The sequence below is a fragment of the Streptomyces sp. NPDC002104 genome, assembly GCF_053593795.1.
In genome coordinates this window covers 1-25,654 of record NZ_JBSFDF010000077.1, presented here as the reverse complement: position 1 = coordinate 25,654, position 25,654 = coordinate 1, and the positions used below count along the sequence as shown (strand labels likewise).

Genomic DNA, 25,654 nt, shown 5'->3' with positions numbered 1-25,654 from the left:
GCGTACGTGAAGGACTGGCCGGCGCCGGGGAACCCGCCGGCGGTGAACGGAATCACGCGCATGGCCGCCCGTCATCGGGCGGCCGGCGTTCTCGTACGCGGCGCGGGTTCGACGCGGTTCAGCGCGGCTTGCGCGCGCAGACGATCGCGTAGCCGATCTGCTCCTTGCGGGGCGCGAAGAACCCGCGGTGCACGCGGGAGAACTCGGCGAGGCGGTCCTCGCCGAACTTCTCCGCCACCTGCTCCCGCTGACCCATCGCGGCCTCCAGGTACTTCCCCTTCATGCCGAAGACCCGCGGACCGCACTGGGTGAACTCCTCGACCGCGAAACCGGCCTCGCGCACGTACCCCAGCCACTCCTCCAGGCTCGGCAGCACCGGCAGCTTCAGCGTGGTCATGAACGTCCCGAGGCGCTCCGCGTCACCCGGCTCCCCGAGACTGAAGTCGGAGAAGGCGATGCGCCCGCCGGGACGCAGCACCCGATACAGCTCGCGCAGCACCTGGCCCAGGTCGGGCGCGTTCTGCAGGGACTCCAGCGCCAGCACGGCGTCGAAGGAGCCGTCCGGGAAGGGCAGCTCCATGAAGTCGCCGTAACGGAAGTCCGCCAGGTGCGACAGGCCGCCCGCCTCGGCCCGGCCGCGGGCCCGCTCCAGCTCGAAGTTGCTGATCGTCACACCCGTGACCTCGACCCCGTACTGCCGGGCCAGGAACAGCGAGGCCTCGCCCGGACCGCAGCCCGCGTCCAGCACGCGCTCGCCCGGCCGCAGCCCGAGGGTCTCGGTCACCTTGCGGGTGACGCGGTGCACCGCCTCCGGCAGCGTGGCCTCGTCGTCGCGGTCGTACCAGTACCACATGTGCAACTGGCCGTCCCGGAACTCCTCACCGATGGGCGTGCGCTCGTCGTAGTGCTTCCCGATCCCCGCCAGGTCCCGTACCTCTGCCATGAACCCGCTTCTCCCCTCATACGGCCACACGGCACCCGGGCGGCTCCGCCGGAATCCTGTGCGCCGCACCGGGCGGGCCGCATCTCCGCGGTTGCTGCCCTGCCCGCGGCGGCCGGTCCGGCCGCCCGGCGCGGGCAACCGCCGCCAACTCCGCAAGATCGAATAACGACCCCGGGGGCGGCCGGTGCCAGGATCTTCAGCGGCGCCGGGACGGTCCGGGACCGGGGGGCCGCAGGTCCGCGCGGGCGCCCAGCGAAGCGTACGAGGGGACCAGATGCTCAACAGACGTGGCGTCATGCTGGCAGCCGGCGGGATCGTCGCGACCGGAGCGGCACTGGCCTGGCCGATGACCATGGCCGGGCGCAACGGCACCGGAACGGCGACGGCGCGGCTCGGCCGCTCCGAGGCCCAGCAGCACATCATGCGCATGGGGATGGTCGCCAAGGCCTCCCCCGTACAGGCGGCGGAGCCCTTCTCCGTGGAGATGCCCGTGCCGAAGGTGGCCCGGCCCGTGAGCACCCGGGGCGGCACCGACGTCTACGAGATCGCCCTCCAGAACGCCCAGGCCGAGATCCTGCCGGGCACGAAGACCCCCGTACTCACCTACGGCGGAACCTTCGTCGGCCCCACCATCAAGGCCAAGGCCGGCCGCAAGGTCCAGGTCAAGTACGTCAACCGGCTGGGCCTGCCCGTCAACGTGCACCTGCACGGCGGGCACGTCCCGCCCGCGAGCGACGGCTACCCGATGGACCTCTTCGCGGCGGGGGCGTCGCGTACGTTCGACTACCCCAACCAGCAGGACGGCGCGACCCTCTGGTACCACGACCACACCCACCACATGGAAGCCGAGCACGTCTACCGCGGCATGCACGGCTTCTACCTCATCGAGGGCGCGGACGAGCTGCGGCTCGGACTGCCCAGCGGCCAGTACGACGTACCGATCATGCTCCGCGACGCCCACTTCGACGCGGCCGGCGGCCTGATCCTCGACGTCGAGCACCCCGAGGCGCGCTCCACCCTGCTCGCCAACGGCCGGCCCCTGCCCTTCTTCCCGGTCGCGGCGCGCAAGTACCGCTTCCGGCTGCTGAACTCCTCCATCCACAAGATCTTCGAGCTGGACCTCGGCGGCGTGGAAATGGTCCAGATAGCCTCCGACGGCGGTCTGCTGCCGGAGCCGGTGACCCGGACCAAGCTGACCCTCGCCCCCGCCGAGCGCATCGAGATCGTCGTCGACTTCTCCCGCCACGACATCGGCAGCAAGCTGGTGCTCTCCGACGCCGCCGGCCCCGTGATGCGCTTCGACGTCACGCGCCGCGCCGCCGACTACAGCCGGGTGCCCGCCACCCTGCGCCCGCTCCCCGCGCTGCCCGCGCCGGCCCGCACCCGCCGGCAGAAGCTCGCCGTCGCCCCGTCCAAGATGGCCTACGCCATCAACGACCTGAGCTGGGACCCGGACCGGATCGACGCCGTCATCCAGAACGGCACCACCGAGATCTGGGAGATCTACAACGCCGACACCGTGGACTCGGAGTTCGGCGGCATCGACCACACCTTCCACCTGCACATGGTGATGTTCAGGGTGCTCGACCGGGACGGAAAGCCGCCGCTGCCCGGCGAATCCGGGTTCAAGGACACGGTGCTGGTGCGGCCCGGCGAGACCCTGCGGGTCCAGGCCACCTTCAAGGGCTGGCCGGGCAAGTACGTCTACCACTGCCACATGCAGGAACACAACGTGGCCGGGATGATGGCCCAGCTCGAGATCGTGGAGGGACGATGAGGACCGTCGTACGAGCCGTGCTGCGCGGCGCACTGCGCGACATCCGCCATGTCAAGGCCGTCTCCCCGGGCCGCGCCCGGGGGGAGGTCGCCCGCGTCTACGCCCAGGCCCAGCGGGACTTCGGCGTACTGGCGCCGCCGCTGGCCCTGCACTCCGCCGCACCGCAGCCGCTGGCGGCGAGCTGGATGCTGCTGCGCGAGACCCTCCTGGTCGAGGGCCGGGTGGACCGGGCCGTGAAGGAGACCGTCGCCACGGAGGTCTCCCGCGCCAACTCCTGCCCGTACTGCGTCGACGTCCACCAGGCCACCCTCCAGGCCCTGCCGCGGACGGCGCAGGACACCGCCGCCGGCCCCGTGGAGCAATGGATCCGGGCGGCGGTCAAGGGCCGGGATCCCGGCCCGGCCCCGTTCACCCCCGACGAGGCGCCCGAGATCCTGGGCGTCGCCCTCACCTTCCACTACCTCAACCGCATGGTCGGGATCTTCCTGGAGGACTCGCCGCTGCCGGCGGCGACCCCGGCCGCGGCACGCGGCACGATCCTGCGCACCGTGGCCCGCACGATGCGGCCGGTCGCCGCCCCCCCGGCCGCCGGAGCCTCCCTCGAGCTGCTGCCCGAGGCCCCGCTCCCGGCGGACCTGGAATGGGCCCGCCCCGCCCCGGCCGTGGCCGGGGCGCTCGCCCGCTCGTACGGGGCCGTCACCGAGGCGGCGCGCTGGGTCCCGCACCCCGTACAGGACCTCCTGGCCGCGCACCTGGCCACCTGGGACGGCACCCCGCCGGACCTGTCCCCCCGCTGGCTGGACGAGGCCGTCGCGGCCCTCGCCCCGCAGCACCGGCCGGCCGGCCGCCTCGCGCTGCTGACCGCGTTCACCGCCTACCGCGTCACGGACCGAGACGTCGCCGAGTTCCGCGAGCACCACCCCTCCGACCGCGAGGTCGTGGAACTCACCTCCTGGGCGGCCCTGACCACCGCGACAGCCCTCACCACCCGCACAGCGGCCCGCCTCACCACGCCCCAGGGAGCCTGACCCCGGATCTGGCCGCCGGCCGGAACGGCGAGGCGATTGCGTGCAGCGGCAGGTACCGTCCGTATTTCCGCAGGTCAGGTCTCGTCGTCTGGGTCGTGCAGCCGCTGCTCCAGTCCGTCGGCCCAGTTCCGGGCCCAGGCGCGCAACGAGGCCGTCTCCTCCTCGGTGAGGCCGTAGGCGGCGAACTCCTCGTCGTCGGCCCAGTCGGCGCCGGTGAGGCGGTCCCGTAGGTCTTCCAGCCGGAACTCGCCGCGGCCGTGCCGCTCACCGAGACGTTCCAGTTCGGGGGCGGTGCGGTGGCGGGAGGCGGCGTGGACGTCGATGAGGTCGCGCACCGCCCCGCGGTCCGCGAGGGCGCGGACCTTGGTGCCGATGACCGAGTCGAAGGCCAGGACGGGGCCGTACTCGGTCTGGGCCGGCGCCGACCAGAAGTGTTCCTTGAGGACGTCGACCTCGCAGTCCTCGCGGGTCGACGGGTCGGTGACCACCAGACGGGCGGAGAGCGCGTCCACGGCGACCACCCGTACCCGCCAGCCCCGCTCGGTCAGCCCGCGGTCCAGGCCGGCGACGATCTCCGCCATGGGTGCGGGATTCTCGGTGGCGACGTCGAGGTCCTGGCTCACGCGCTCGACCAGACCGTGGGCCTGGACGGCGTACCCGCCGGTGAGCACCAGCGGATAGGGGGCGCCGATGTCGATGACGGCGGCCAGGAGCCTGCGGTGCAGACCGTTCAGCTTCACGCCGCCGCGGATTCCGGGGCCGTGAGTTCGGGGAACGCGTCCTCCCAGACCTGCCGCACGTGCCGGCTGACCAGCATGCGCAGGACAGGCCACTGCGCGACGAGCAGATCGCGGTGGAGCAGGGTGACGAGGTCTTCGTGCTGGCCCTCGGCCAGGACCGTGCGGTACAGGCCCATGCGCAGCCGCGGCCGGCCCAGGTCGTAGGCGCGCAGTCCGGACCAGGCGACGTGCAGCGGCAGCTCGACCACGCCGTCCGCGGGCCCCGAGAGTTCCCCCAGGGACGCGGGCAGCCGGCCCGCGTACCGGGCGCGCAGCACCTCGGCCGCCGATACGGCGGGCGGCGCGGCGTTCGCGGAGTGACCCATGACCATGGGCCGATTATCCCCCCGCCCCGCCCGTCCGGGGCAACAGGGACCCGCCGTCCTGCCCGGCGCCGCGCCGGCAGGACGGCACGCCCCGCCCTCAGGCCGCTGCGGGCTCGATGTCGATGAGGATCTCCTCGCGCGTCAGCCGCTCGCACAGCTCGACCGCGCTGTCGGTGTCGGCCGCGCGCACCACGACACAGCCGAGCCGGTCCCAGTTGTCGCGCAGCGGCCGTACGGTGTCGCCCGGTGCCACGGACAGCGTGGCGACCAGCACGTCGTCCCGTTCGGCGACCTCCTCGACGCCGGACACCGCGACGACGGTGCCCGGAGCGCGGAGCACGAAGCGGGTGCACGCCGCGCCCGTGGCGTCGGGGGCCACCGCCAGGGCCTCGGTGAGGCCGACCGCCCAGGCCGCGCCGTAGGCGACCATGTCGATCCCGTACGCCGCCTCGACCAGCTCGACGATGTGGTCCCCGCCCAGCCGGTTGTGGGACTCGATGACGACGGGACCGCGGCTGCTGAGCCGGATCTCGGTGTGGCTGGGGCCGTCGGTGACGCCCATGCCCGTGAGGAACTCCTCGACCGCGACGGTGATCCGGTCGCGGTCGGCGGCCTCGAGCCGGGCCGGCACCGCGTGGCCCAGCTCGGCGAAGTGGGCCTCGTCCACGAGCTTCTCGGTGACGGCGATGACCACGTGCCGGCCCGCGAAGCTGAGCGCCTCGACGCTGAACTCGGGTCCGTCGATGTACGACTCCATCAGGAAGCCGTCCACCACGAACATGGTCGAACCCCGGTCGGTGCGGCCGCCGTCCAGCTCCTTCACGCGTGCCCACACGCGGTCCAGGTCCTCGGGGTTCTCGGCGCGGATCAGACCGAACCCGGCCGTCGTGGAGACCGGCTTGACGATGAACGGGTAGCCGGCCAGCTCCCCGAAGGCCTCCAGCGACTGGCGGCCCTCGACCCGGGCCACGTGCGGGGCGGGCAGCCCCTGGGCGATGAGGTGGCGGCGCATCAGCCACTTGTCGCGCATCCGGCGGCTCACCTCGTAGCGCCGGCCGTCGCTCAGGCCGAACAGGTCGGCCAGCCGGGCCGCCGGGTTCAGCCCGGGCTCGGTCAGCGAGACCACGGCGTCGGCGCCGTACACCTGGCGGGCCGCCTCGGCGAAGGGCAGGACGGTGTCCCAGTCGGTGTAGTCGACGATCAGGGTCACATCGGCGGTCTTCGTCTGGAAGGCGGTGACCTTGTCGGGGTGCTGTACGAGGACGACGCGCACACCGAGCGCCTTGAAGCGCTCCAGGTGGACGTCGACCCCGCCGATCAGCAGGACGGTACGGGGGGTGCTCAACGGACGGTTCCCTTCGAATTGGCAAGGACGGTCTCCCGGACGACGACCCGCAGTCGCTCCCGGACGGAGGCGATCCGGCCGGCCGCCTCCCGGGGCGAGGCGCCGTCGACGACGACGTACCCGTGCCGGGTGAAGGAGTCGGTGGTGCGGGGCAGCTCGTCGCCGGGGGTGAACGGGAAGTGCAGGGCGTGTACGTACGACAGGTCGCGGACCTCTTCGAGGCCCGCCACCGACTGCAGCGGGCCGGCCGGGAACCGGAAGAACCCGATGGCGGCGGTGCGCACGGCGCCCGGCACGACGACCGGTTCACCGGCCAGCGCGCGGAAGACGGCCGCCTCGATGTCGAAGCCGGTGGCCACCTCGACCAGGAGCGGGATGCGGTCGCCGCCCAGGCGGGCCTGGGACTCCACGATCCGCGGACCGCCGGCGGTGAGGATCACCTCGGTGTGCGCGGGGCCGAACCGGTGCCCGGCCAGGTTCAGCAGCTCCGTCACCACGGTGCGGATCGCGCTCTCGTCGGGCGCGGACAGCGGCGCGGGGTGCACGTGTCCGGTCTCGACGAAGCCGGGCGGACCGTCCGTCTGCTTCGCCGTGACGCCGACGACGTGGTGAACGCCGTCGACGGTGAGGGTCTCGACGCTGAACTCGGGCCCCTCCAGGTACTCCTCCACGAGGAACGGCCCGCCGAGCCCGGCGCCGGTCACCCGATCCGCCCACTCGTCGAGGTCCGAGGCCTCACGTACCAGGGCCACACCCCGGCTGCCCGACGCGCCGGACGGCTTCACGATCACCGGCGCCGCGACCCCTCCGGAGGCGACCCCCCCGGAGGCGGCGGACACGGAGGCGACGGCCGCCACGACGTCGTCCACGGACCGGGCCGGCTCCGCCCGCACCACGCTGAGCCCCGCCGCGTCCAGGAGCCGCCGCATCGCGGCCTTGTCGTTGAGCCGGTGCACCGCGGCGGCGCTGTTGGGCGACAGGCCGAGCTCCTCGGCCGCCTCCACGGCCACGTCCATCGTGTCCTCGGACCCCAGGTGCAGGATCCGGCCGATGCCGTTCGCCCGCGCGGTCGTGGTGATCAGCTCGCGCAGGGCCCGGGTGTCGGAGAAGTCGGTCAGCAGCAGTTCCTCGGAGTGCAGCGCGACCTCGTCCAGGTACGCCCGTTCGCGCAGGGACGGATCCCAGATCGACCAGACGGTGAACCCCGCCTCCACCGCCTTGCGGACGAACTGGCTGTAGGGCATCACCATCAGGAGCCGGTCGGGAGCCGCGAGGGGCGGGTGCGGGGGGTGTGTCATCGGGGTGTGACTCCGTTCGCGGATTCTCGGCGGGGGGTGTCAGGCGGCCGGCGCCACGGCCGCGGCCGTGTCCCGGTCCTCCTGCGTCTGCCGTGCAGCGCGCAGGCGCAGCAGCGAGCGGTACACCAGGACGGCGGCGGCACCGGCGCTCGCGTAGAGCAGGCTCATCGCCAGCGGCGGTACGAAGGCGCCGAGGGTGACGCACAGGGACGCGATGACCAGGGCGATGCGGGCGTTGAGGGCGTAGACCGCCATGTACTTGGTGCGCGCGGCGGGATCGACCAGGTCGGCCAGGAGCGCTTGGCGGATCGGGATCGAGGCGATCTCGCCCAGGGTGAGCACGACGGCCGCGGCGATCAGCACCCAACCGGTGTTGCTGACGGCCCAGACCATGTAGCCGACGGTGAAGACGCCGATGCCCGCGTACAGCCGGGCCCGGTCGGAGATCCGGCTCAGCAGGCTCCCCGCGAACAGGACCAGCGCCACCACCAGGGCCGCGTTGAGCGCGCGCAGGATGCCCAGCATGGCCACACCGTCCACGCGCGGCGCCGTCCACGACCCGATCGAAGCCAGCGCCTGCTCGGGGAAGTCCGCCGCGAGGCGGATCGCGATGTAGTAGCCGGTCTGCATCTCGACGGCGGCGATCAGCACCGCCGCAATCAGCATCCGCAGGAAGACCCGGTCCTTGGCCACGGCGAGGTAGCCGCGCAGCATCGCCGGGACACCGGTGGCGGCCTCCTTGCCCGTACGCGGGGCCGTCTCGCTGATCCAGCGCCACACCACCCCGGTGGTGCCCGCGCACAGCACCGCCGCGCCGGTGAGGAGCTGGGTGAAGTGGCCGTCGTAGAGGAGGCCGCCGAGCAGCGCGCCGGTGGTGAACGCGAGGTTCACCGACCAGTAGTTGATCGTGTAGACGAGCGGGCGGTTCTCCGGCGTCGAGACGTCGATCATCATCGCGTCGGCGGCGGGCGTCGCCACCTGGGAGGAGCAGGTGTTGACCAGGAACAGCAGGAAGGTGGCCGCACCCGAGGAGAACCACGGCGAGTTGACCAGCGCGAGCAGCGCGAAGGAGACCGTCGCCCCGAGCTCCCCGGCGATCAGCAGCGGCCTGCGGCCGTACACGTCGGCGAGGTGGCCGCCGACGAAGTTGGCGGCGATTCCGGACACCGCCACGGTGAGGGTGAGGACGCCGGCGAGCGCGGCCCCGTACAGCGACGCGAGATGGATGACCACCAGGGGCATGAGCATGATGCCCAGCAGGCGCTGGATGAAGCCGACGCAGATACGGAGCCTGATGTTCGGGTGCAGCTGCCGAAAGCTCATCGGATCAGCGCCCCTTTCTGAAGACACGGATTCGAGCTGACCACGGGCGCGAACGGGGCGACAAGGCGGGCGTCGGGGCGGGACGCGACTTGAACAAGTCACCCCGGCCCGGGTGACAGCCCGACTTCGCCACACCGCCGAGTTGCTGAAGTCGTCGCGCTCACCGATGGCTTGTTGCCGCCGTCCGGGGCCCGTGGTTGGCTCGGCGCGTCCTGTCCGGCCGGTCCCGTCCGACCGCCGCCGTACCCCTCCCATGGCCGGGCGCACCCGCGCCGCCATGGGAGGGCGCAGGACTCTGCCGCGCTCGGAAGGATTGCTGGTGTCCACGTTCGACATACGGACCGGCTGGGCGCACGTACGCGGCTGACCGTCGTCTCCTCACGGAAGGACAGGAGGCAGACATGTGCCGGATCTACGGCTACTTCAACGCGGAGGCCTCGCCGCACGAGATGCGCACCGTCGCCGCGCTCCAGCGCCACGGCGGCCCCGACGCGACCGGCATCCGCCAGGCACCCGACTGGGGGCTGGGCAGCAACCGGCTCGCCGTCGTGGACCTGGACGGCGGCAGTCAGCCCTACGGGCTCGACGGCCGCCTCCACGTCGTCTTCAACGGCGAGATCTACAACCACGGCGCGCTGCGCCACCGCCTCGAAGGGCTCGGCCACTCCTTCGACGACCGCTGCGACGGCAACGTCATCCCCGCCCTGTACCTGGAGTACGGGGACGCCTTCACCGACCACCTCGACGGCATGTACTCCATCGCCCTGGTCGACCTGCGCGGCGCACGGCCCCGGCTGCTGCTGGCCACCGACGAGATCGGCATGAAGCCGCTCTACTACCGGTGGGACGCGGCGGCCCGCTCCCTGCACTTCTCCTCCGAGATCCCCGCACTGCTCGGCTTCGCCGGCGCCGGCGCCCGGATCCGCGAGACCGCCCTGGACGCCTACCTCGCCACGCGCACCCCCTTCGGCGGGCAGACGATGTTCGAGGGCATCGAGGTCATGGCCCCGGCGACGACGCTGGTGTGCGAACAGGGAGCCGCCCCGCACAGCCGGCGCCGCCCCGCCGCCGAACTGCCGCAGCCCGGGCCCGGCGAGGGCGCCGCCACCGCCGTGCGGGTGCGCCGCGCCCTGCGCGAGGAGGTCGGCCGGCTCCTCGTCGCCGACGTGCCCGTCGCCCTGATCACCTCCGGCGGGCTCGACTCCAGCCTGGTGACCGCGCTGGCCGCCGAACACGGCCCCGTGCACTCCTTCAACATCGCCTACAAGGGCTCCTGGCCCTTCGACGAACGGCACTTCGCCCGGCAGGCCGCCGAGCGCGCGAGAGCCGCGTACCACCAGGTGGAGATCGACCCGGCCGAGTTCCCGGCGCTGCTGGAGGAGACGGTCTGGCACCTGGGGCAGCCCAACGCCGACCCCATCGCCCTCAGCACGTACGCCCTGTTCAAGGCCGTGCGCGCGGCCGGCTTCACCGTCGCGCTGACCGGCGACGCCGCCGACGAGGTCTTCGGCGGGTACGGGCGCATGCGGCATGCAGCCGAGTCCGCCGCGGCCGGCGCCGCGTGGGCCCCGGACTACCTCGACGCGCTGTCGGCCGTCCCGGCCGCGCTGCGCCGCTCCCTGTACACCGACGACTTCCGCGACCGGCTGCGCGAGGTACCGGCGCTGCCCGCCGGGGCGGAGCACGACCTGCTGCACGGCCCCGGCACGGTGCTGGAGCGCATCACCCGCTTCGAACTGGGGCACCGGCTGCCCGCCTACCACCTGCGCCGCGTCGACCACCTGAGCATGGCCGGCTCGATCGAGGTGCGCCTGCCGTTCTGCCAGCGCTCCGTCGTAGCGCTGGGCCGCTCGCTGCCCGACCGGCTGCGGCTGCACGACGGACAGGTCAAACGGACCCTCTACGCGGCCGCCGCCGGGCTGCTGCCCGACAGTGTGCTGCACCGCCCCAAACAGCCCTTCACCCTCCCCGTCACCGCGATGCTGCGGCCCGGGCAGCCCCTGTGGACGCAGGCCCGGGACCTGCTCACGCCCGGCCGGCTCGCCGCCGACGGCCGCCTCGACCCGGCCGCCGTACAGGCCCTGTTCGACGTACAGGCCGAACGGCCCGGCGACACTCCGGCGCTGGCGCTGTGGTCGCTGCTCGTGCACGAGGTGTGGCGCGAGCAGTTCCGGCCCGCCCGCGCCCGGACGGGCCCGGCCCCCGCCATGGGCGGTGCCCCGGCCCCCGCCCGGCACGCGGCGGTGGCCGCGTGATCGGCCATCTCGCCTACGCCGCCGGCAGCCCCTGTCCCACCTTCGTGCTCGACGCCGCCCGGCTCCCGCGCGAGGAGGGGGCGCTGCTGCTCCACCTGGCCGAGGCCCGGCGCTACCTCGCCTCCGCGGGCGGCGCCCACGTGCTGAAGATCGCGCTGGTGGAGCCGTCCACGCACCCGATGTTCGACCTCGACTACCGCTTCGTGCAGGCTCTGCCGGGCGCGCCCGACCGCTTCGACCTGCGCGGATCCTGCGGGCACTCCATCTTGTCGGCGGTGGTCGCCGCGGCCCGCTCCGGGATGCTGGAGCGCCTCGTACCGGGCGTACGGATCCGCGTGAACGTCCTCAACAACGGCGACGGCGTGGTCTGCGAGGTCGACCGCGTCGAGCGCGAGGAGGTCCGCTTCACGGTCACCTTCGTTCAGCCCCGGCCCGTGCCCTTCGCCCGGCTCCTGCCCACCGGAGAGCCCCGCACGGCGCTCGACGCGGGAGGTGAGCGCTTCGAGGTGTCCCTGGTGGCCAGCGCCAACACCTACGCGTTCATCGACGCCCGCACCCTCGCGATCCCCGACACCGCGGCCCTGTTCGGCGCCGGCGACGAGCTGCTGGCCCGCCTGGAGCACATCCGCGCCGCCGCCGCCCGCCGGCTCGGCTGGGACCCGGACGGGGTCTTCCCCAAGATCGCCGCGATCCTCCCGGGAGCCGACGGTTCCCTCTCCGCCCGCGCCGTCACCGTGCCCGGCTGGCACCCGACGATCGCGCTGACCGGCGCCGTGTGCCTGGGTACCGCCGTCCGCGTCCCGCACACCGTGCCCTGGCGCATCGCCCGCGAACTGGGCGCGTCCGACGGCCTGGTGGACATCGTCACCAGCGGCGGCCGTACGGCCGTGTCCGCCGTGACCGCGGCGCCCGGCGCCGGCGGCGGGGACGGCGCGCTGCTGTGGGCGAGCGTCGCGCGCAAACGCGTCACCTTTCAGGGCTCGTTCGTCCTGGAACCCCTGAGCCATCTGCAATTCGAGGAGGTCGCCCAATGCCTGGCGCTGTCGGGAGCCGCATGAAACCCCAGCTCACACCCGAGCTGCACCAGCGGCTGTACGAGTCCGCGGAGAAGGCCGCGACGGCCGGTGAGCCGGATCGCGAGGCCCTTTCCGCGCTGCGCGCCAGCGGGCTGCTGGCCACCGCCGTACCGCGCGCCCATGGCGGCGCGGGCGGGGACGCCGCCGAGATCAACCGGGTCACCGCCCGGATCGCCGCCGCGAATCCGTCGGTGGCGATCATCGCGTTCCAGCACTTCGCGGTGAGCGCGCGGATCGCCGAGTGGGGCACCGAGGAGCAGAAGCGGGCGCTGCTGCCGCGCCTGGCGGACGGCAGCGTGCTGGCCGCCTCGTCCTGGAGCGAGGACGGCGCGGGCGCGGCGAAGCAGAACCTCTCCAGTACGGGCGTGCGCCGCCCCGACGGCTCATGGCTGCTCAGCGGCGCCAAGACGTTCACCACGGGTGCCGCCGTCGCCGACCTCTACCTGGTGCTGGTCGCCACCGGTGCGCCCGGCTCCGGCGAGCAGGCCGCGTACGGGGCCGCCGGGCAGACCTTCTTCCTCGTACCGGCCGACAACCCCGGGCTTGTCGCCGACCTGGCGCTGGACCTGGCCGGCATGCGCGGCTCCGCCACCGGGCTGGTCACCCTCGACGAGTGCGTGGTGGCCGACGCTGCCCGTCTGGGCCCCGAGGGGCGCGCGGCCTCGATCATCGCGGGCGTACGGGAGTCCGGGGCGACCCTGGGGGCGGTGTCGGCGGGCATCGCCGAGGCCGCCTTCGACCTGGCGCTGCGTCATACCCGCACCCGCGGGCTGCTCGCCCTGCCGACCGTGCGCCACCGGCTCGTGGGCCTGGCCACCCAGCTGGAGACCGTACGCGCGGCCGTGGAACGGGCCGGTGCCCGCACCGCCCCCGATCCCGGTCTGGCCACCCTGCACAGCAAGCTGCACGCCACCGCCGCCGCCGAGGAGATCTGCCTCGGCGTCGCGCGGATGCTCGGCTCGGCCGGCTACCGCGCCGCGGGTACGGCCGACCGGCTGCTCGCGGACGCCCGCGGGGTGGGGCTGATGGGGCCGACCAACGACCTGTGCCGGGAACTGGTGGGGCTGTCATGGACCGCCTGACAACCGGCGACGCGGTCCCCGAACTCGTCGTCAGCGGCCGCCGTCTGGTGACCCCGCTGGGCGTGCGCCCCGGGCACCTGCTGATCCGTGACGGCCGGATCACCGCCGTCTCGGACACCGACACCGCGCCCGCCGGCGCCGAGCGCATCGACGCGGGCGACCACTACGTCCTGCCCGGTCTCATCGACACCCACGTACACCTGCGCACCCCCGGCCTGACCCACAAGGAGGACTGGGCGCACGGCAGCCGGGCCGCCGTCCGCGGCGGTGTCACCACCGTGATGGACATGCCGAACACCAGGCCGCCCACGCTGGACCCCGAGGCCGTGCTGGCCAAGGCGGACCTCGTCGACGGGCATTCGCTCGTGGACTACCGCTTCCACATCGGCCTCGACCCCGACCGCCCCGAAATACTGGCGCACCTGGACCCCGACATCGCCACCAGCGCCAAGATCTTCATGGCGGGCCACCACACCGCGCCCACCGTGGTGCGCGACCCCGCGCAGCTGGAGAAGGCCTTCGCCGCCGCCGCCGAGGGCGGCGTGCAGCTCGTCCTGCACGCCGAGGACGACGGGCTGTTCGCGCTGCTCGACGCGTGGTGGGGAGAGCCCGCCAGCTACCTGGACTACGAGGCGCGCCGCCCGCGCACCGGCGGCATCGTCGCCGTCGCCAAGATCATCGAGCTGGTACGGCGGTACGGCACCCGGGCCCACATCCTGCACCTGTCCAGTGCGGAGGAGGCGGACCTGGTCTGCGCGGCACAGGCCGCCGGCTACCCGGTCACCTTCGAAGTCACCGGCCACCACCTCTCGTTCACCGACGAGGACACCCGGCGTCTGGGCGCCCGCACCCGGCTGTCCCCCTCGATCCGAGCCCGCGGCGACCAGGACCGGCTGTGGCGGGCGCTGTGGGGCGGCCAGGTCACCACCCTGGGCAGCGACCACGCCCCGCACACCGTCGCCGAGAAGACGAATACCCCCGCCCAGTCGCCGCCCGGACTCCCCGGAGTCCAGGAACTCGCCGTCGCCGTGTGGACCGGCATGCGCCGGCGACGGCCCGGCGAGGACCCCGACACGGCGATCGCCCGCCTCGTCCACCACATGGCCGCCGCCCCGGCCGAACTGTTCCGGCTGCCCGGCAAGGGCCGCCTGGAACCGGGCGCCGACGCCGACCTCGTCGTCTTCGCGCCCGACACGCCCTGGATGTTCTCCGCCCACGACGTGGAGAGCAAGTGCGGCTGGTCGGCGTACGAGGGCTGGACCTTCACCGGCCGCGTCGAACGGACCCTGCGCGCGGGCCGCACCGTGTGGGACGCCGCCACCGGGTCCTTCGGAGCGTACGACGGGCGGCTTCTGCGGGCGGCTCCCGCATCCACGAGAAGTCAGTCGTCCAGACAGGAGAGCTGAAGCATGGTCAAGAAGAAGTCAGTCGTCATCGCCGGCGGCGGCATCGGCGGCCTCGCCGCGGCCGTCGCGCTGGCCGGCCGCGGCTTCGACGTCACCGTCGTCGAGCGCTCGGGACGCGTGGGCACCCAGGGGTCCGGCCTGATGCTGTACCCCAACGGGGTGCGGGCCCTCGACGCCCTCGGAGCCCAGCTGGGAGAACGCGTCCGGGCCCTCGGCCACGTCACCGCGCCCGACGAGGTCCGTGTGCTGATGGACTCGGCGGGCACCGTCCTCGCCGAGGAGCCGATCGGCGAGATGGGCGAGAGGCTCGGCGCCCCCCAGATCCCGATGCTGCGCAGCGCCCTGCAACGGGCCCTGCTCGACGAGGCCCTGGCCGCGGGCGCGACCGTGATGCCCGGCACCGCCGTCGAGGACTACACCGCCGCCGGCGAATCCGTCGAGGTGCTGCTGTCCGACGGCAAGACGCTGGTCTGCGGCGCCCTGGTGGGCGCCGACGGCATCCACTCGGCCGTGCGCCGCCGCATGCTCGCCGACGGGCCCGCGCAGTACCGCGGCTACACCTCGGTGCGCGGCCGCACCAAGGGATCCGCACTGGGCCAGCGCTCCTACGTGGTCAACGGCCGCGGCCTCCAGCTCTTCATCGCCCCCGTCGGCGGCAAGACCCTCTACTGGACGGCCAAGATCACCGCGCCCGCCGGGGTGTGGCCCGCCAAGGGGCCGGACCGCGCCCAGGAGGACCTGGCCGCCGCGCTGGCCGGATGGCACGCCCCCGTGGTCGACCTGATCCGCGACGCCGACCCCTACGACATCGTGGTGACCGACATCCACGACCGCGACCCGGCACCGCGCTGGGTCGACGGCAGGGTCGTCCTCCTCGGCGACGCGGCCCACCCGATGGTCCCCGCCCTCGGCCAGGGCGCCAACATGGCGCTGGAGGACGCCGTCGTACTGGCCGACGCCCTGTCCGCGCACGAGGACGTGAAGTCCGCCCTCCTGTCCTACCAGCGCGAGCGCCTGGAGCGGACGGCCGCCGTGGTGCTCCGGTCCCGCCGCCAAGGTGCCCTGGACCAGGGAGCGGGCCAGGCCGAGGAGAAGCAGCGCAACGCCGGGGTGAGGGCCTCCGGCCGAAAGGACACCGACACCGCCGACGTACTCGGCTGGCGCCCGCTGGCCAGACGCCGCGAACGGCCCGCCGCGCCGACGGTGGTCGACATGCCGGTGCCGGTGCCGGTGCAGGTGCAGGACTGGGCACGCGAGGAGTTCGCCCCCGCCTCCGACGCACCGCACATCGTCCTCATCAGCGGATCCCTGCGCCGGGGGTCCACCTCGGACCGGGTCGCCGACTGGTGCGCGAAGCGCTGCACCGACCAGGGAGCGACCACCCGCGTCTTCTGCGGAGCGGACATCGACTTCCCCGCCTACCGCCCCGGACTGGGCGTCGCCTGGCCCGACGTACAGGACTTCCTGGACGAACTGCGCCGCGCCGACGGCGTCGTCCTCGTCTCCCCGACCTACCACGGCACCATCTCCGGCCTGCTGAAGAACGCCGTCGACTACGTCAACGACCTCGACGGGCCCACGCCCTACCTCGAAGGCCGGGCCATCGGCTGCGTGGCCGTAGGCGCCGGTGCCCAGGGCGCCGTTTCCACGCTGGCCACCCTGCGCACCATCGGCCACGCAGTACGCGGCTGGCCCACCCCGGTCGGCGTGGCCGTCTCCGAGGCGCCGGTGGACCTGCCGGCCGGGGAGGCCCCGTCCACCCCCGACGGGGAACGCCTCGTCCAGATGGTCTCCCAGATCATGTGGATGGGCCGGGTCCGCCTGTCCCAGCGGCCCGCCCTGCTGGGCGCCGCGGCCTGAACCCCACGGACCCGCCCGGCCGGCAGGAAGCCGCCCCGGCACCGGGCCCGCCCCTGACAGAAAGGAGCCGGACCGTGTCCGCACTCAGCAGGGACCTGAACGACCGCATCGTCGCCGAGACCGGCAGCGCCGCCCCGTCCACCGATGACTCCACCGAGTTCGAGGAGTGGCTCGACGCCGTCAGGGTGTCCCACGAGGAGCTCTACGCGGGCGTCGCCGCCGAGATCGAGTCCCACATGATGACGAAGACCTTCTGAACTTCCGGCCGGCGGCCGGGAGACCGGCTCACCGAGGACCGCCCGGGACACCGTGCCGGTCGGACCGGCACCCGCACCCGCACACCGACGGCCACCGGAGGGGGCCCGCCGCCATGACCACCGCATTCCCCTACCTGGGCGCCGCGCCCGACACGATCGAATCCCTCCCGCACACCCGGATCTCCTGCTGGGTGCACTGCCTGCGCGACGCCCTCTACGCCACCGGACTGCGCGAGACGGCCCGCGCCCTGGCCCAGCCGGTCGACTTCGTCGTCGAACGCACCGCGGAGGGCGAACTGCTCACCCTCTACGGCGGCCTGGACGCCGGCTACCACCACCCGCGCTTCCAGCGCGGCCTCAGCGCCCGCTGGGAGACCTCCCCGCACGAGGAGGAACACGCCCTCGACCTCGTCCACCGGGAGCTCGCCCGCGGCCACGCCGTACCGGTCTCCCCCGACCTGTACGGCATGCGGCACTCGGAGTTCTACCGCGTCCCCCACGCCGGCTACCCCCACACCCTCCTGGTGTACGGGGCCGGCCCCCGCACCGCCCTCGCCGCCGACTGCAACACCCGTACGAGCAGCGGCTTCACCGACAACAGGGGCACCGTCCCCACGGACGGACTGCGCCGCGCCATGGCCGGAGCGCCCGTCCTGGTGTGGGACACCGGGCCGGCCGGGGACGGCTGGGCCGGGGAACTGCACCGGCTGCTGGAGTGCTCCGTACGCCGGATGACCGAGCCGGAGCTGCCCGAGGCGGGCCTCGCCGGGCTGCTGGCCCTGCCCGCCGTACTGGAGGAACTGGAGCCGCACCCCGGCCGCGCCGGGCTCCTGCGGACACGCGTCGCGGGACCGCTGCAACGCCAGGTCGCGGGCGACCGTCTGCTCCTCGCCCGGGTCCTCGCCGAGGACACCACCGCGCGCGAGCGCGGCCCGCGCGCGGCGGCCGCCGCCGCCGAGTGCGCCGAGCTGACGCGGGCCTCCTGCGAGGCCCTCGTGGACCTGGCCCGCGCCGTCTTCCTGCTCAGCCGCTCCTGGTCCGCCGAGACCCTGCGGCTGTGCGGACGGCGCGCCGCCGCGGTCCACGCATTCGACGCCCGGGCGGCCGTCCGCATGGCCGCCCTCGCGGGGGCCCTGCGCTGAGCGCGGCCCTCACCGGCCGACGGCGGACACCACGAGAGCGGCGTTGTTCCCGCTGAAGCCGAAGCTGTTGACCAGCGCGTGCCGCGCACGCGGCGCGGGCACGGCGGTGATCACCGGCCTGACCCCGTCCGGGACCTCCATCAGACTGCGCAGACCCGGAGTTCCGGGCACCCACGCCTCCCGAAGGAAACTCGAGGCGGCGACCACCCCGGGGAACGCGGAAGCGTGCAGCAGGTGCCCGACGGCCCCCTTGTGGGAGCTCACCGGCACCGCGCCCCGGCCCAGCGCCCGCGCCACCTCACCGATGGCCGCCACCTCCGCGGCGTCCCCCTGGGGCGTCCCCGTCGCGTGGGCGTGGACGTAGTCGACACGGCCCACGCCCGCGTCCTCCAGCGCGGCCAGCATGCAGTCCCGGATCGCCGCGGGGTCCGAGGCCACCGCTCGGGTGGAGTCGACCAGGCAGGCGGCGCCGCTCAGCAGGGCCTGCGGCCGGTGGCCCCGGCCGAGCGCGGTCTGCCGGGTCTCCAGGACGAACGCCCCGCCGCCCTCGCCGACCGTCAGACCGTCCCGCCGGGTGTCGAACGGCCGCGCGCCCGCCGGGCTGAGCGTCCTGACCACGTCCATGCTGTCGTACTCGTACGGGTTGAGCGCGCTCGCGCCCACCACCAGAGCCGTCGTCCCCGCACCGGACAGCAGCCACTCCCGGGCGAACGCGGCGCCGAAGGCGGCGGACGCGCACGCGTGCGACAGGTGCACCACCGCCGCCGCGCCCGGAGCACTCCCGCACGCCGCGAGCAGCGCGTCCGGATCGGGGCCCGTGAAGTCCCGCCCGGGGCCCGGCGCCGGCATGTCCGCGGAGAGCTCCAGGGCCTGGGACACGATCACCACCAGGGCACCCCGCGGCAGCCGGCGCAGACCCGCCGCGCGCAGCGCCTGGCGCGCCGCGGTCAGCGCGAGGCGTTCCTTGCGGCGCCCGGGAGCGGCCCGGCAGTCGGCGGGCCGCACCGCGGCCACGGTCCGGCTGCGGTACCCGCCCTCGAAGGCCATCAGCGGCCCGAACGCCCGCGCGCCGCGCCGCAGTCCGTCCCAGAACGCCTGCGGTCCGCTGCCCAGCGCCGTCACCAGACCCGTCCCGGCCAGCGCCAGGGCGGTCATGCCGCGGCCTCCCCCGCCGCCCACGCCCGCAGCCGCACCCGGTCGTGCTTGCCGCTTCCCGTACGGGGGAGCGCGGTCAGGACGCGTACCGTACGCGGCCGGATCTGCGGGGGCAGAGTGCGCCGGCAGACCTCGGCGACACGTCCCGCCACCGCGCCACGGTCGCCGTCCGCGCTCTCGACGAACGCCCACACCACATCGCCGCGGTCCCCTCCGCGGATCCCGACCACCGCCGCGTCGAGGACCCCGGCCGCGCTGCGCACCGCGTCCTCCACCACGGTGGGCGCCACCGTCTCCCCGTGGACGACGAGAACCTCCTTGATCCGCCCGCTGACGGTCAGCCATCCGTCGTCCGTCACGCACCCGGTGTCCCCGGTACGCAGCCAGCCGTCCCCGGTGAAGGCCTCCCGGGACAGCTCGCCGGACTCCACGCCGAGATGGCCGAGCATCAGGCTCGGACTGCTGATCTGGATCTCCCCGGCAGGTCCGCGGACCCGTGCCCGCACACCGTCGAGCAGCCGCCCCACCGAGCCCCGGCGTACGTCCCCCGGGGCGTTGAGGGCCACGTTCGGCCCGGCCTCGCTCAGCCCGTACCCGTCGTGCAGCGCGCCCCCGGTGACGCGCAGGAACTCGTCGTACAGCGCCGGGGTCAGCACGTCCCCGCCGCACCCCCGGATCCGCAGCGCCCCCAGCGCCCGCGCCACCTCCCGGTCCTTGACGGCCTCGGCGGCCAGCATCCGGTACATCGAGGGGACACCGTCGAGCGAGGTGACCGCCGCCCCGTCGAGCAGCGACAGGACCCGCCGCAGGTGGAAGCCGCTCTCGGCGAACAGGTGGGCACCGGTGGCCCGCCAGACCTGCAGCACGCTGAACCCGTACGCGTGCCGCAGCGGCAGCGGAAGCACCAGCCCGTCGCGCGCGGTGACCCCCATCCGCCGCCCGGTCGCGGCGCCCTGGTGGAGGAGGGCGGAGCGGGAGACGGCCACCGCCTTGGGATCCCCGGAGCTGCCCGAGGTCCAGAACACCGCGGCGGTCTCCTCGGGCAGGGCCGTCGCCGCCCGCGCCGGGGGCGGGCCCACGACGGGCTCCCCGCCGGCTCCGCAGATGATCACCGCGGCGGGCGCGATCCGGCGTGACGGCGTCGCGCCGTCCAGCAGCAGGGGCGCCCCCACGCGTTCGGCGGCCACCGCCGCGGCCACCGCCGTCAGCGGATGGTCGCAGGCCAGCGCGGCCCCCCGGCCCGGCCCGGCCCCGGCCGCCACCAGGGCCGCGGCCGTACGGGAGACCAGGCGGGCCAGGTGCGCGGGCGCGACGCGCTCACCGTCCACGGTCAGCGGCGGCAGTCCGCTCCCCGCGGCCCCGCCCGCGCCGCTCCCCGCGGCCCCGTTCACGCCGCGTCCCCGTGTCCGTCGCCGAACAGGCCCCGTACGCCCACCGGGACATCCGTGTCACGGACCGGGACGGTGATCACGGCCGGGCGCCCGGCCCGCCCCACCTCCCGGGCCTCCTTCAGCGCCGCGGTGAGCTCCGCCCCGGTGGTGCACCGCGCGGTCCACCCCCCGGCCGCCTCCACCGCCGCCCGTACGTGCCCGGGGGCCGTGAACCGGGTCAGGCCGCCCGGCGCGCCCTCGGCGGCCCGGACGAAACGCGGCCAGCCGTAGCCCCCGTTGTCCAGCACCAGCACGGTGATCCCCAGTCGCTGTTCGACGGCCGTCGGCAGCGCGGCCAGGCTCATCTCCAGCGCCCCGTCCCCGCACACGAGGACGGTGTCCCGGTCCGGGGCGGCCAGCGCCGCACCCACGGCCGCGGGCAGTCCGAAGCCCACCATCGTCTGCTCGCCCGGGGTGACGACGTGCGCCCGGTCGCTGACGGACAGCACGGGGAAGTGGTAACCCCACATGTCGTGCAGGCCGTTCTCCTGCACCAGCGTCGCGTCCCGGGAGAAGACCTCCTGCACGGCGCGCAGCGCCGCCGGCACGGTCAGCCCGTCCGTGTCTCCGTACCCGTCCGCCGGAGCGGAGTACCGGGCGTGCAGCTCCTCCCGTACCGCGCCCACCCGGGCCACCCGCGCCCGCCCCCGCTCCGTGTCGGCCGCGGGCGCCTCCTCCACCACGGCGGACAGCTGCTCCACGACCACGCGGGCGTCGCCGAGCAGCGCCACCTCCGGCTCCACGGCGGTGAGGAAGACGGCCGGATCGATGTCGATGTGGACGAGCGCCGCGGTGTCCAGGGAGCTCCAGCCCATCCGGGCCGTCTCCTCCAGCCGCGAGCCGACCGCGAGGACCACGTCGGCTTCGGCGAGCAGGGCGTCGGCCGGGGGAGTGGTGTACAGCCCCACCAGGCCGCAGGCCAGCGGGTGTTCCTCGTCCACGGTCCCGCGCCCGGCCGCCGTGGTGAACACGGGCGCGCCCAGCAGCTCCGCGAGCCTTCGTACGGCCGGACCGGCGCCCGACGGCTTGCACCCGCCACCCGCCACCACGACCGGCAGCCGGGCGGCGGCCAGCAGCGCGGCCGCCCGGCGCACCTCCTGCGGGTCGGCGGCCGCCCGGATCCGGTGCACGGCCGGGCCCCGGCGGGCGGAAACCGCCCCCGGCGCCCCCGCCGCTCCCGTCTCCACCGGTGTCGCCGCGCGCAGCACCTCGTCGGCGATCTCCACGAGCACCACGCCCGGGCTGCCGTTGACGGCCAGGTGCACCGCCCGCCGCAGCGCCCAGACCAGCTGCCCCTCCCGCTCCACCAGGAAGCTCCACTTGACCAGCGGACCGGCCATGGCCGCCTGGTCCGTGTACTGGAACCCGCCGCGCCCGATCCCGACCACGGGCACCCTGGTGGTGACCACCAGCACCGGCGTGCCCAGCGAGGAGGCCTCCAGCAGTCCGGTGAGGGCATTGGCGAAGCTGGGGCCCGAGTTGACGGCCAGGACGGCGGGCCGCCCCGATACGGCCGCGTGCCCGATCGCCGCGCAGGCCGCGACCCGCTGGTCGCGTACGGGGACGACCCGCAGGTCCGCGCGGCACCCGGCCGCGTCCATCAGGCCGGGCTCGTCCGAAGGAAGCCCGAAGACTGCGTCGCACCCGGCGTCCGCGAGGGTTCGGGCGACGACGTGCCAGGGGTGGTGGTCGGTGCTCACAGTGCTCCTCGGGGGGTCGGGACGGATCGGATCAGGTGGTGAGGGCGATCTGTCGCAGGTAAGCCCGGGCGACCGCGCTGCGCTCCCACAGCGCCGCGCCGATCCCCGGCGGCACGGGCACGGGCACCCGTACGGGCGGGTCCGCCGGCGGGCCGCCCGGTGCGACCCGCGTGGCCACCGCCCAGAACAGCCCCGAGTCCGGCCGCCGCAGCACCTCGCAGACGTAGACGCACGGGGCACGCCCGGAGCCGGCCATCGCCCGCGCCAGGTCGACGGCGGCCCGCGCGTCCGCGGGGCGCGAGCCGAGTACGTATCCGGGCCCCTGCCAGCCCGTGGTGGCGATGAACCGCTGGAGCAGCCCGGAGGGTTCGAGGGCCACGGAGTCGCGGGCGCGCAGCCGCCGGCTCACGTCGTCGCGGCGCGCGACGAATCCGTCGGCGGCGTACCCGCTGTAGTCGGTGGCCGCCAGGAGCACCGGCGCGCCCCGGCCGCCGCGAGCCGCGCCCGCCGCGGACGCCGCGGACGACGCCGGAGGCCCGCAGGCCTCGTACACCTCGGACAGCGCCGCGCACACCGCGTCCACGGCGTACGGATCCGCGAGCAGGCGGCGCGCCCCGACCGCGGGCAGCGGCGGATCGCCCTCCTCGCGTCCGCGTACGACGGGCGGACTCAGTACGCAGGTCAACGGCGGGCTCTGCGTCCGGCCTCGGCCGACAGCAGCAGCGGGCGTCCGGTGACGTCCCCCGCCCGGCGGACGCTGCCGGCCCGCGGACCGTGGCCGCCGAACGGGCGGTTGCCGTCCTCCACGTCGAAGGTGATGCGCTCCTGGCAGACGACGCTCGTCGAAATGCGGGTCTGGGTGAGCCCCGGCTCGCCGAACACCGACACGTACATGCCGCGAGCCGTCTCCTCGGGGGAGTGCAGCCACTGGCGGATCTGCCCCGCGTGCTCGTACTCCATGGTCAGGACGACGGGGGAGAAGAACTCCGGTGGGTGGAAGGCGTCCTGCCACGGCATGTGCAGCAGCGAGGGCTCGACGAAGCCGCGCACCGGGTCCACACGTCCGCCGCGTACGACGGACTGACGGTGGACGGCCAGGAACCCGGCCGCCCCCTCCACCGCGTCGGGATAGACCAGCGCAGCCACCGAAGTGGAAGGGGAGCGGCGGTCGCCGGTGCGCACCGCCGCGAGGGAGTCGGCCAGGCGGGTCACGACCTCGCGGGCCACCGACCGGTGGACGAAGACGATGTCGGTGCACAGACAGTCCTGGCCCGAGTTGTAGAGGCGGGCCGCCAGCACGCTCCGGCAGGCCGCGTCCAGATCCGCCTCCGGGCCGACCACCACGGGGTTGGGCCCCGACCCGAAGGCAAGGAAGAGCGCCTCGTCCGGCAGCCGCGCCGCGACGCTCCCGGCGTTCTCCGGCTGCCCGGTGAACACCACGGCGTCCGAGGAGGCGCAGTCGGCGAGGAACGCGCGCTGGGACACCGGCGCCATTCCGATCCGGCCGCCGTGCGCGCCCACCGCCGGCCCGATGATCTCGTGCACGGCCATCGCCGATCGCGCAACGCGCGCCGAGGGCCGTATCCGTATCTCGTCGGTGTACAAGGACGGAATGACCCCGAAGAGGATGTACGAGTAGAGCAGGTTGTTCGACGGAAGGAACGTCGCGAGCCGCCGGAGCCGTCCCGGCGCATTGCGCAGGATTTCCCATGGAGCACCGGAGAGGGCCCGCAGGGACCGGAAGAATTCGTCTTCCGCCGCCTGCCGGGTGGCGACCCGGGTGAGGACGGACATCAATTCGTCCTGCCGGTCGAGGAGTACGCCGGCCAGGGCCGGAATGGCCTCGCCAAGCCCGTCCGTCGCGGTCCTGACCTGCTCTGCATCGATGACGCCGCTCTGCATCGCACATCCCCCCAGCCCATGGCCATGAACTTCCAGGCTCCCGAGGAGGGTCACCCCGGGGAGCGGGAATCCGCATCTCGCGACGTGCTCTCTTTCCTCGTTTTCGGGCATCCGGAGGGGTCCCGAAAACACAGCACGCGAAAAAAGAATGTTCACGCGGGAAATCGCGGGATCCAGGCCCGGCCGGTGCCCGCCCGGACAGCATTCTCGGAGAACGCCGGTGCGCGGTGGGGCCAGTAGCATCCGGGACTGTCCGAAGGCCGGTCCGGTGAAGGGAGTCGCCCGCAGTGTTTCCCGTGGAATACCGCTCCCGCGCATTCCCTTCGACGGCAACCGTCCCTCAGAAAGGGGGCCCGCATCCCATGTCTCTGCCCGAACACCTCGCCGTGAAGACCGCGGCCGAGGTCCCGCTGGACAGCCTCGTCGACTTCGTCAGGTCCTACGAGGAGAGCATCACCGGCACCGCCTCGTACACCCGGGAGGACTTCCTCCTGGAGACCGGCCACCCCGGCTACGACCCGCTCCACAACAGCTGGTGCCTGACCCGCCCGCAGGGCGAAGTCATGGCATGGGGCGGGCTGACCCTGCGCGGCGGCGCCTCCATGGAAGGGGCGCTCACCGTACTGCCCGGCGACGACGGCGACACCGTCGCGCGCGAGCTGCTGGGGCGTCTGCTGCGGCGTACGGAGGAACTGGCCCTGGAGAACGGCTCGGAGTCCGAGATCACCATCGGTGGTGTGCTGACGGGGGACCCGGTGGTCCCGCGCGTCCTGGAGGAGGCCGGATTCCGCAGGCAGCTCAGTTTCACGCAGGCCGAGATCGACCTGACCGCGCCGCCGGTCGCCGCCGTCCTGCCCGAAGGGGCCCGCGTCCGGCCGATCGGCACCACTCCGGACGATGTGCGCGCCGTGCACCGGCTCCACGTCCAGACCCGTACCAAGGGGACCAGGACGCTCGACTACGAGACCTTCCGCACCCGGCTGGACGAGTTCAACGTCGCGACGGAGCAGGGCGTCGGAATCGCCCTGCTCGTCGAGATCGCCGGCCGGCCCGTCGGGCACGTCCTGGCGTACGCCGGGGACGGCCACGGACGCATCGTCGACGTCGGGGTGTCACTGGCCTCCCGCGGTCTGGGCATCGGCCTGGCCCTGATCACGACAGCCCTCGCGGCCCTCAGGGAACTCGGCTGCCACCGGGCCCTGCTGGCTCTGGACTCCTCGCGGATCCAGGACCTCAACGGTCTGTACACGCTGCTGTCCGTGAAGGGCTCCCGCGCCGTCACGCACTACGTCAAACGTCCGTCCTGACTCCGCCCGCGCTGGTTCAGGAGGACACCGTAAGCATGGTCCGCCCGGCGGAAGCAGTCCACCGGAGTTCCGAAAGTATCCGGATCCCCAGGGATCAGCCGACACTCAGCCAAGTCTGGTGGCGGTCGTACAGAACAGGTTCGGAGAACACCCGCATGAGCGTCCGTTTGTTCACCTCGGAGTCTGTGACCGAGGGTCACCCCGACAAGATCGCTGACCAGATCAGCGACACCATTCTCGACGCGCTCCTCACCGAGGACCCC

At 74.0% G+C, this 25,654-nt stretch carries 22 protein-coding genes; 11 read left to right on the top strand and 11 right to left on the bottom strand.

Annotation, left to right across the window (positions count from 1 at the left end):
* Nucleotides 1–118 precede the first annotated feature (118 nt).
* Nucleotides 119–943 carry an SAM-dependent methyltransferase gene (locus ACWCP2_RS35975; protein ID WP_450912739.1) on the bottom strand — a complete coding sequence of 275 codons (825 nt, stop codon included), beginning with the start codon at nt 941–943 and terminating at the stop codon, nt 119–121.
* A 274-nt stretch (nt 944–1,217) separates the two neighbouring features.
* On the opposite strand from ACWCP2_RS35975, the gene ACWCP2_RS35970 reads away from it, so the two are divergent.
* Complete coding sequence (locus ACWCP2_RS35970) at nt 1,218–2,720, top strand: multicopper oxidase family protein (protein ID WP_450912738.1); 1,503 nt, start codon at nt 1,218–1,220, stop codon at nt 2,718–2,720.
* On the top strand, nt 2,717–3,748 hold the full coding sequence (locus ACWCP2_RS35965; protein WP_450912737.1) for a carboxymuconolactone decarboxylase family protein: 1,032 nt from the start codon (nt 2,717–2,719) through the stop codon (nt 3,746–3,748). The genes ACWCP2_RS35970 and ACWCP2_RS35965 overlap by 4 nt, the downstream gene beginning before the upstream one ends.
* 74 nt (nt 3,749–3,822) lie before the next feature.
* Here ACWCP2_RS35965 and ACWCP2_RS35960 read toward each other — a convergent pair whose 3' ends face one another.
* From ACWCP2_RS35960 to ACWCP2_RS35940, 5 genes are all read right to left on the bottom strand, one after another.
* Nucleotides 3,823–4,488: a nucleotidyl transferase AbiEii/AbiGii toxin family protein gene (locus ACWCP2_RS35960; protein WP_450912736.1), complete on the bottom strand. Its 666-nt coding sequence runs from the start codon at nt 4,486–4,488 to the stop codon at nt 3,823–3,825.
* Nucleotides 4,485–4,859: a hypothetical protein gene (locus tag ACWCP2_RS35955; RefSeq protein WP_450912735.1), complete on the bottom strand. Its 375-nt coding sequence runs from the start codon at nt 4,857–4,859 to the stop codon at nt 4,485–4,487. The genes ACWCP2_RS35960 and ACWCP2_RS35955 overlap by 4 nt, the downstream gene beginning before the upstream one ends.
* Nucleotides 4,860–4,950: 91 nt before the next feature.
* Nucleotides 4,951–6,198: an ATP-grasp domain-containing protein gene (locus tag ACWCP2_RS35950; RefSeq protein WP_450912734.1), complete on the bottom strand. Its 1,248-nt coding sequence runs from the start codon at nt 6,196–6,198 to the stop codon at nt 4,951–4,953.
* A complete protein-coding gene (locus tag ACWCP2_RS35945) occupies nt 6,195–7,496 on the bottom strand; it encodes an ATP-grasp domain-containing protein (RefSeq protein ID WP_450912733.1) in 1,302 nt (433 codons plus the stop codon). The genes ACWCP2_RS35950 and ACWCP2_RS35945 overlap by 4 nt, the downstream gene beginning before the upstream one ends.
* Nucleotides 7,497–7,535: 39 nt before the next feature.
* A complete protein-coding gene (locus tag ACWCP2_RS35940; protein WP_450912732.1) occupies nt 7,536–8,819 on the bottom strand; it encodes an MFS transporter in 1,284 nt (427 codons plus the stop codon).
* Between the two features lie 401 nt (nt 8,820–9,220).
* Between ACWCP2_RS35940 and asnB the strand changes: the two genes are divergently transcribed.
* The 7 genes from asnB (at nt 9,221) to ACWCP2_RS35905 (ending at nt 17,897) form a co-directional block, all read left to right on the top strand.
* Nucleotides 9,221–11,074, top strand: a complete 1,854-nt coding sequence (gene asnB / locus ACWCP2_RS35935; protein ID WP_450912731.1) for an asparagine synthase (glutamine-hydrolyzing) — start codon at nt 9,221–9,223, stop codon at nt 11,072–11,074.
* A complete protein-coding gene (locus tag ACWCP2_RS35930; protein WP_450912730.1) occupies nt 11,071–12,132 on the top strand; it encodes a PrpF domain-containing protein in 1,062 nt (353 codons plus the stop codon). Before asnB ends, ACWCP2_RS35930 begins: the two co-directional genes overlap by 4 nt.
* Nucleotides 12,129–13,232 (top strand): acyl-CoA dehydrogenase family protein, encoded by a 1,104-nt coding sequence (locus ACWCP2_RS35925; RefSeq protein WP_450912729.1) that lies wholly within the window; start codon nt 12,129–12,131, stop codon nt 13,230–13,232. The genes ACWCP2_RS35930 and ACWCP2_RS35925 overlap by 4 nt, the downstream gene beginning before the upstream one ends.
* Nucleotides 13,220–14,638 carry a dihydroorotase gene (locus ACWCP2_RS35920; RefSeq protein WP_450912728.1) on the top strand — a complete coding sequence of 473 codons (1,419 nt, stop codon included), beginning with the start codon at nt 13,220–13,222 and terminating at the stop codon, nt 14,636–14,638. The genes ACWCP2_RS35925 and ACWCP2_RS35920 overlap by 13 nt, the downstream gene beginning before the upstream one ends.
* A 3-nt stretch (nt 14,639–14,641) precedes the next feature.
* On the top strand, nt 14,642–16,498 hold the full coding sequence (locus ACWCP2_RS35915) for an FAD-dependent monooxygenase (protein WP_450912727.1): 1,857 nt from the start codon (nt 14,642–14,644) through the stop codon (nt 16,496–16,498).
* Nucleotides 16,499–16,572: 74 nt separating this feature from the next.
* On the top strand, nt 16,573–16,755 hold the full coding sequence (locus ACWCP2_RS35910) for a hypothetical protein (RefSeq protein ID WP_450912726.1): 183 nt from the start codon (nt 16,573–16,575) through the stop codon (nt 16,753–16,755).
* A gap of 113 nt (nt 16,756–16,868) precedes the next feature.
* Nucleotides 16,869–17,897, top strand: a complete 1,029-nt coding sequence (locus ACWCP2_RS35905) for a hypothetical protein (RefSeq protein ID WP_450912725.1) — start codon at nt 16,869–16,871, stop codon at nt 17,895–17,897.
* A 9-nt stretch (nt 17,898–17,906) separates the two neighbouring features.
* On the opposite strand, the gene ACWCP2_RS35900 is transcribed toward ACWCP2_RS35905, so the two are convergent.
* The 5 genes from ACWCP2_RS35900 to ACWCP2_RS35880 are packed head-to-tail and all read right to left on the bottom strand — an operon-like array spanning nt 17,907 to nt 24,084.
* Nucleotides 17,907–19,052: a beta-ketoacyl synthase N-terminal-like domain-containing protein gene (locus ACWCP2_RS35900; protein ID WP_450912724.1), complete on the bottom strand. Its 1,146-nt coding sequence runs from the start codon at nt 19,050–19,052 to the stop codon at nt 17,907–17,909.
* The gene (locus ACWCP2_RS35895; protein ID WP_450912723.1) at nt 19,049–20,443 is read right to left on the bottom strand and encodes a class I adenylate-forming enzyme family protein; all 1,395 of its coding nucleotides are present in this window, start codon (nt 20,441–20,443) and stop codon (nt 19,049–19,051) included. Before ACWCP2_RS35895 ends, ACWCP2_RS35900 begins: the two co-directional genes overlap by 4 nt.
* Nucleotides 20,440–22,182, bottom strand: coding sequence for a thiamine pyrophosphate-binding protein (locus ACWCP2_RS35890; protein ID WP_450912722.1), 1,743 nt, complete (start codon nt 22,180–22,182; stop codon nt 20,440–20,442). The genes ACWCP2_RS35895 and ACWCP2_RS35890 overlap by 4 nt, the downstream gene beginning before the upstream one ends.
* A 31-nt stretch (nt 22,183–22,213) precedes the next feature.
* Nucleotides 22,214–22,867 carry a hypothetical protein gene (locus ACWCP2_RS35885; protein WP_450912721.1) on the bottom strand — a complete coding sequence of 218 codons (654 nt, stop codon included), beginning with the start codon at nt 22,865–22,867 and terminating at the stop codon, nt 22,214–22,216.
* Nucleotides 22,864–24,084 (bottom strand): aldehyde dehydrogenase family protein, encoded by a 1,221-nt coding sequence (locus ACWCP2_RS35880; protein WP_450912720.1) that lies wholly within the window; start codon nt 24,082–24,084, stop codon nt 22,864–22,866. The genes ACWCP2_RS35885 and ACWCP2_RS35880 overlap by 4 nt, the downstream gene beginning before the upstream one ends.
* A 362-nt stretch (nt 24,085–24,446) precedes the next feature.
* Between ACWCP2_RS35880 and ACWCP2_RS35875 the strand changes: the two genes are divergently transcribed.
* Complete coding sequence (locus ACWCP2_RS35875; RefSeq protein WP_450912719.1) at nt 24,447–25,391, top strand: GNAT family N-acetyltransferase; 945 nt, start codon at nt 24,447–24,449, stop codon at nt 25,389–25,391.
* 155 nt (nt 25,392–25,546) lie between these two features.
* Nucleotides 25,547–25,654, top strand: a 108-nt coding sequence (locus ACWCP2_RS35870) for an S-adenosylmethionine synthetase N-terminal domain-containing protein (protein WP_450912740.1), incomplete at its 3' end; no start/stop codon positions are given.

Excerpts from the sequence above, each read along its gene's own strand:
- ACWCP2_RS35975 (WP_450912739.1), bottom strand. The coding sequence starts at position 943 with ATGGCAGAGGTACGGGACCTGGCGGGGATCGGGAAGCACTACGACGAG.
- ACWCP2_RS35970 (WP_450912738.1), top strand. The coding sequence starts at position 1,218 with ATGCTCAACAGACGTGGCGTCATGCTGGCAGCCGGCGGGATCGTCGCG.
- ACWCP2_RS35965 (WP_450912737.1), top strand. The coding sequence starts at position 2,717 with ATGAGGACCGTCGTACGAGCCGTGCTGCGCGGCGCACTGCGCGACATC.
- ACWCP2_RS35955 (WP_450912735.1), bottom strand. The coding sequence starts at position 4,859 with ATGGTCATGGGTCACTCCGCGAACGCCGCGCCGCCCGCCGTATCGGCG.
- ACWCP2_RS35945 (WP_450912733.1), bottom strand. The coding sequence starts at position 7,496 with ATGACACACCCCCCGCACCCGCCCCTCGCGGCTCCCGACCGGCTCCTG.
- ACWCP2_RS35940 (WP_450912732.1), bottom strand. The coding sequence starts at position 8,819 with ATGAGCTTTCGGCAGCTGCACCCGAACATCAGGCTCCGTATCTGCGTC.
- asnB (WP_450912731.1), top strand. The coding sequence starts at position 9,221 with ATGTGCCGGATCTACGGCTACTTCAACGCGGAGGCCTCGCCGCACGAG.
- ACWCP2_RS35925 (WP_450912729.1), top strand. The coding sequence starts at position 12,129 with ATGAAACCCCAGCTCACACCCGAGCTGCACCAGCGGCTGTACGAGTCC.
- ACWCP2_RS35920 (WP_450912728.1), top strand. The coding sequence starts at position 13,220 with ATGGACCGCCTGACAACCGGCGACGCGGTCCCCGAACTCGTCGTCAGC.
- ACWCP2_RS35915 (WP_450912727.1), top strand. The coding sequence starts at position 14,642 with ATGGTCAAGAAGAAGTCAGTCGTCATCGCCGGCGGCGGCATCGGCGGC.
- ACWCP2_RS35905 (WP_450912725.1), top strand. The coding sequence starts at position 16,869 with ATGACCACCGCATTCCCCTACCTGGGCGCCGCGCCCGACACGATCGAA.
- ACWCP2_RS35900 (WP_450912724.1), bottom strand. The coding sequence starts at position 19,052 with ATGACCGCCCTGGCGCTGGCCGGGACGGGTCTGGTGACGGCGCTGGGC.
- ACWCP2_RS35880 (WP_450912720.1), bottom strand. The coding sequence starts at position 24,084 with ATGCAGAGCGGCGTCATCGATGCAGAGCAGGTCAGGACCGCGACGGAC.
- ACWCP2_RS35875 (WP_450912719.1), top strand. The coding sequence starts at position 24,447 with ATGTCTCTGCCCGAACACCTCGCCGTGAAGACCGCGGCCGAGGTCCCG.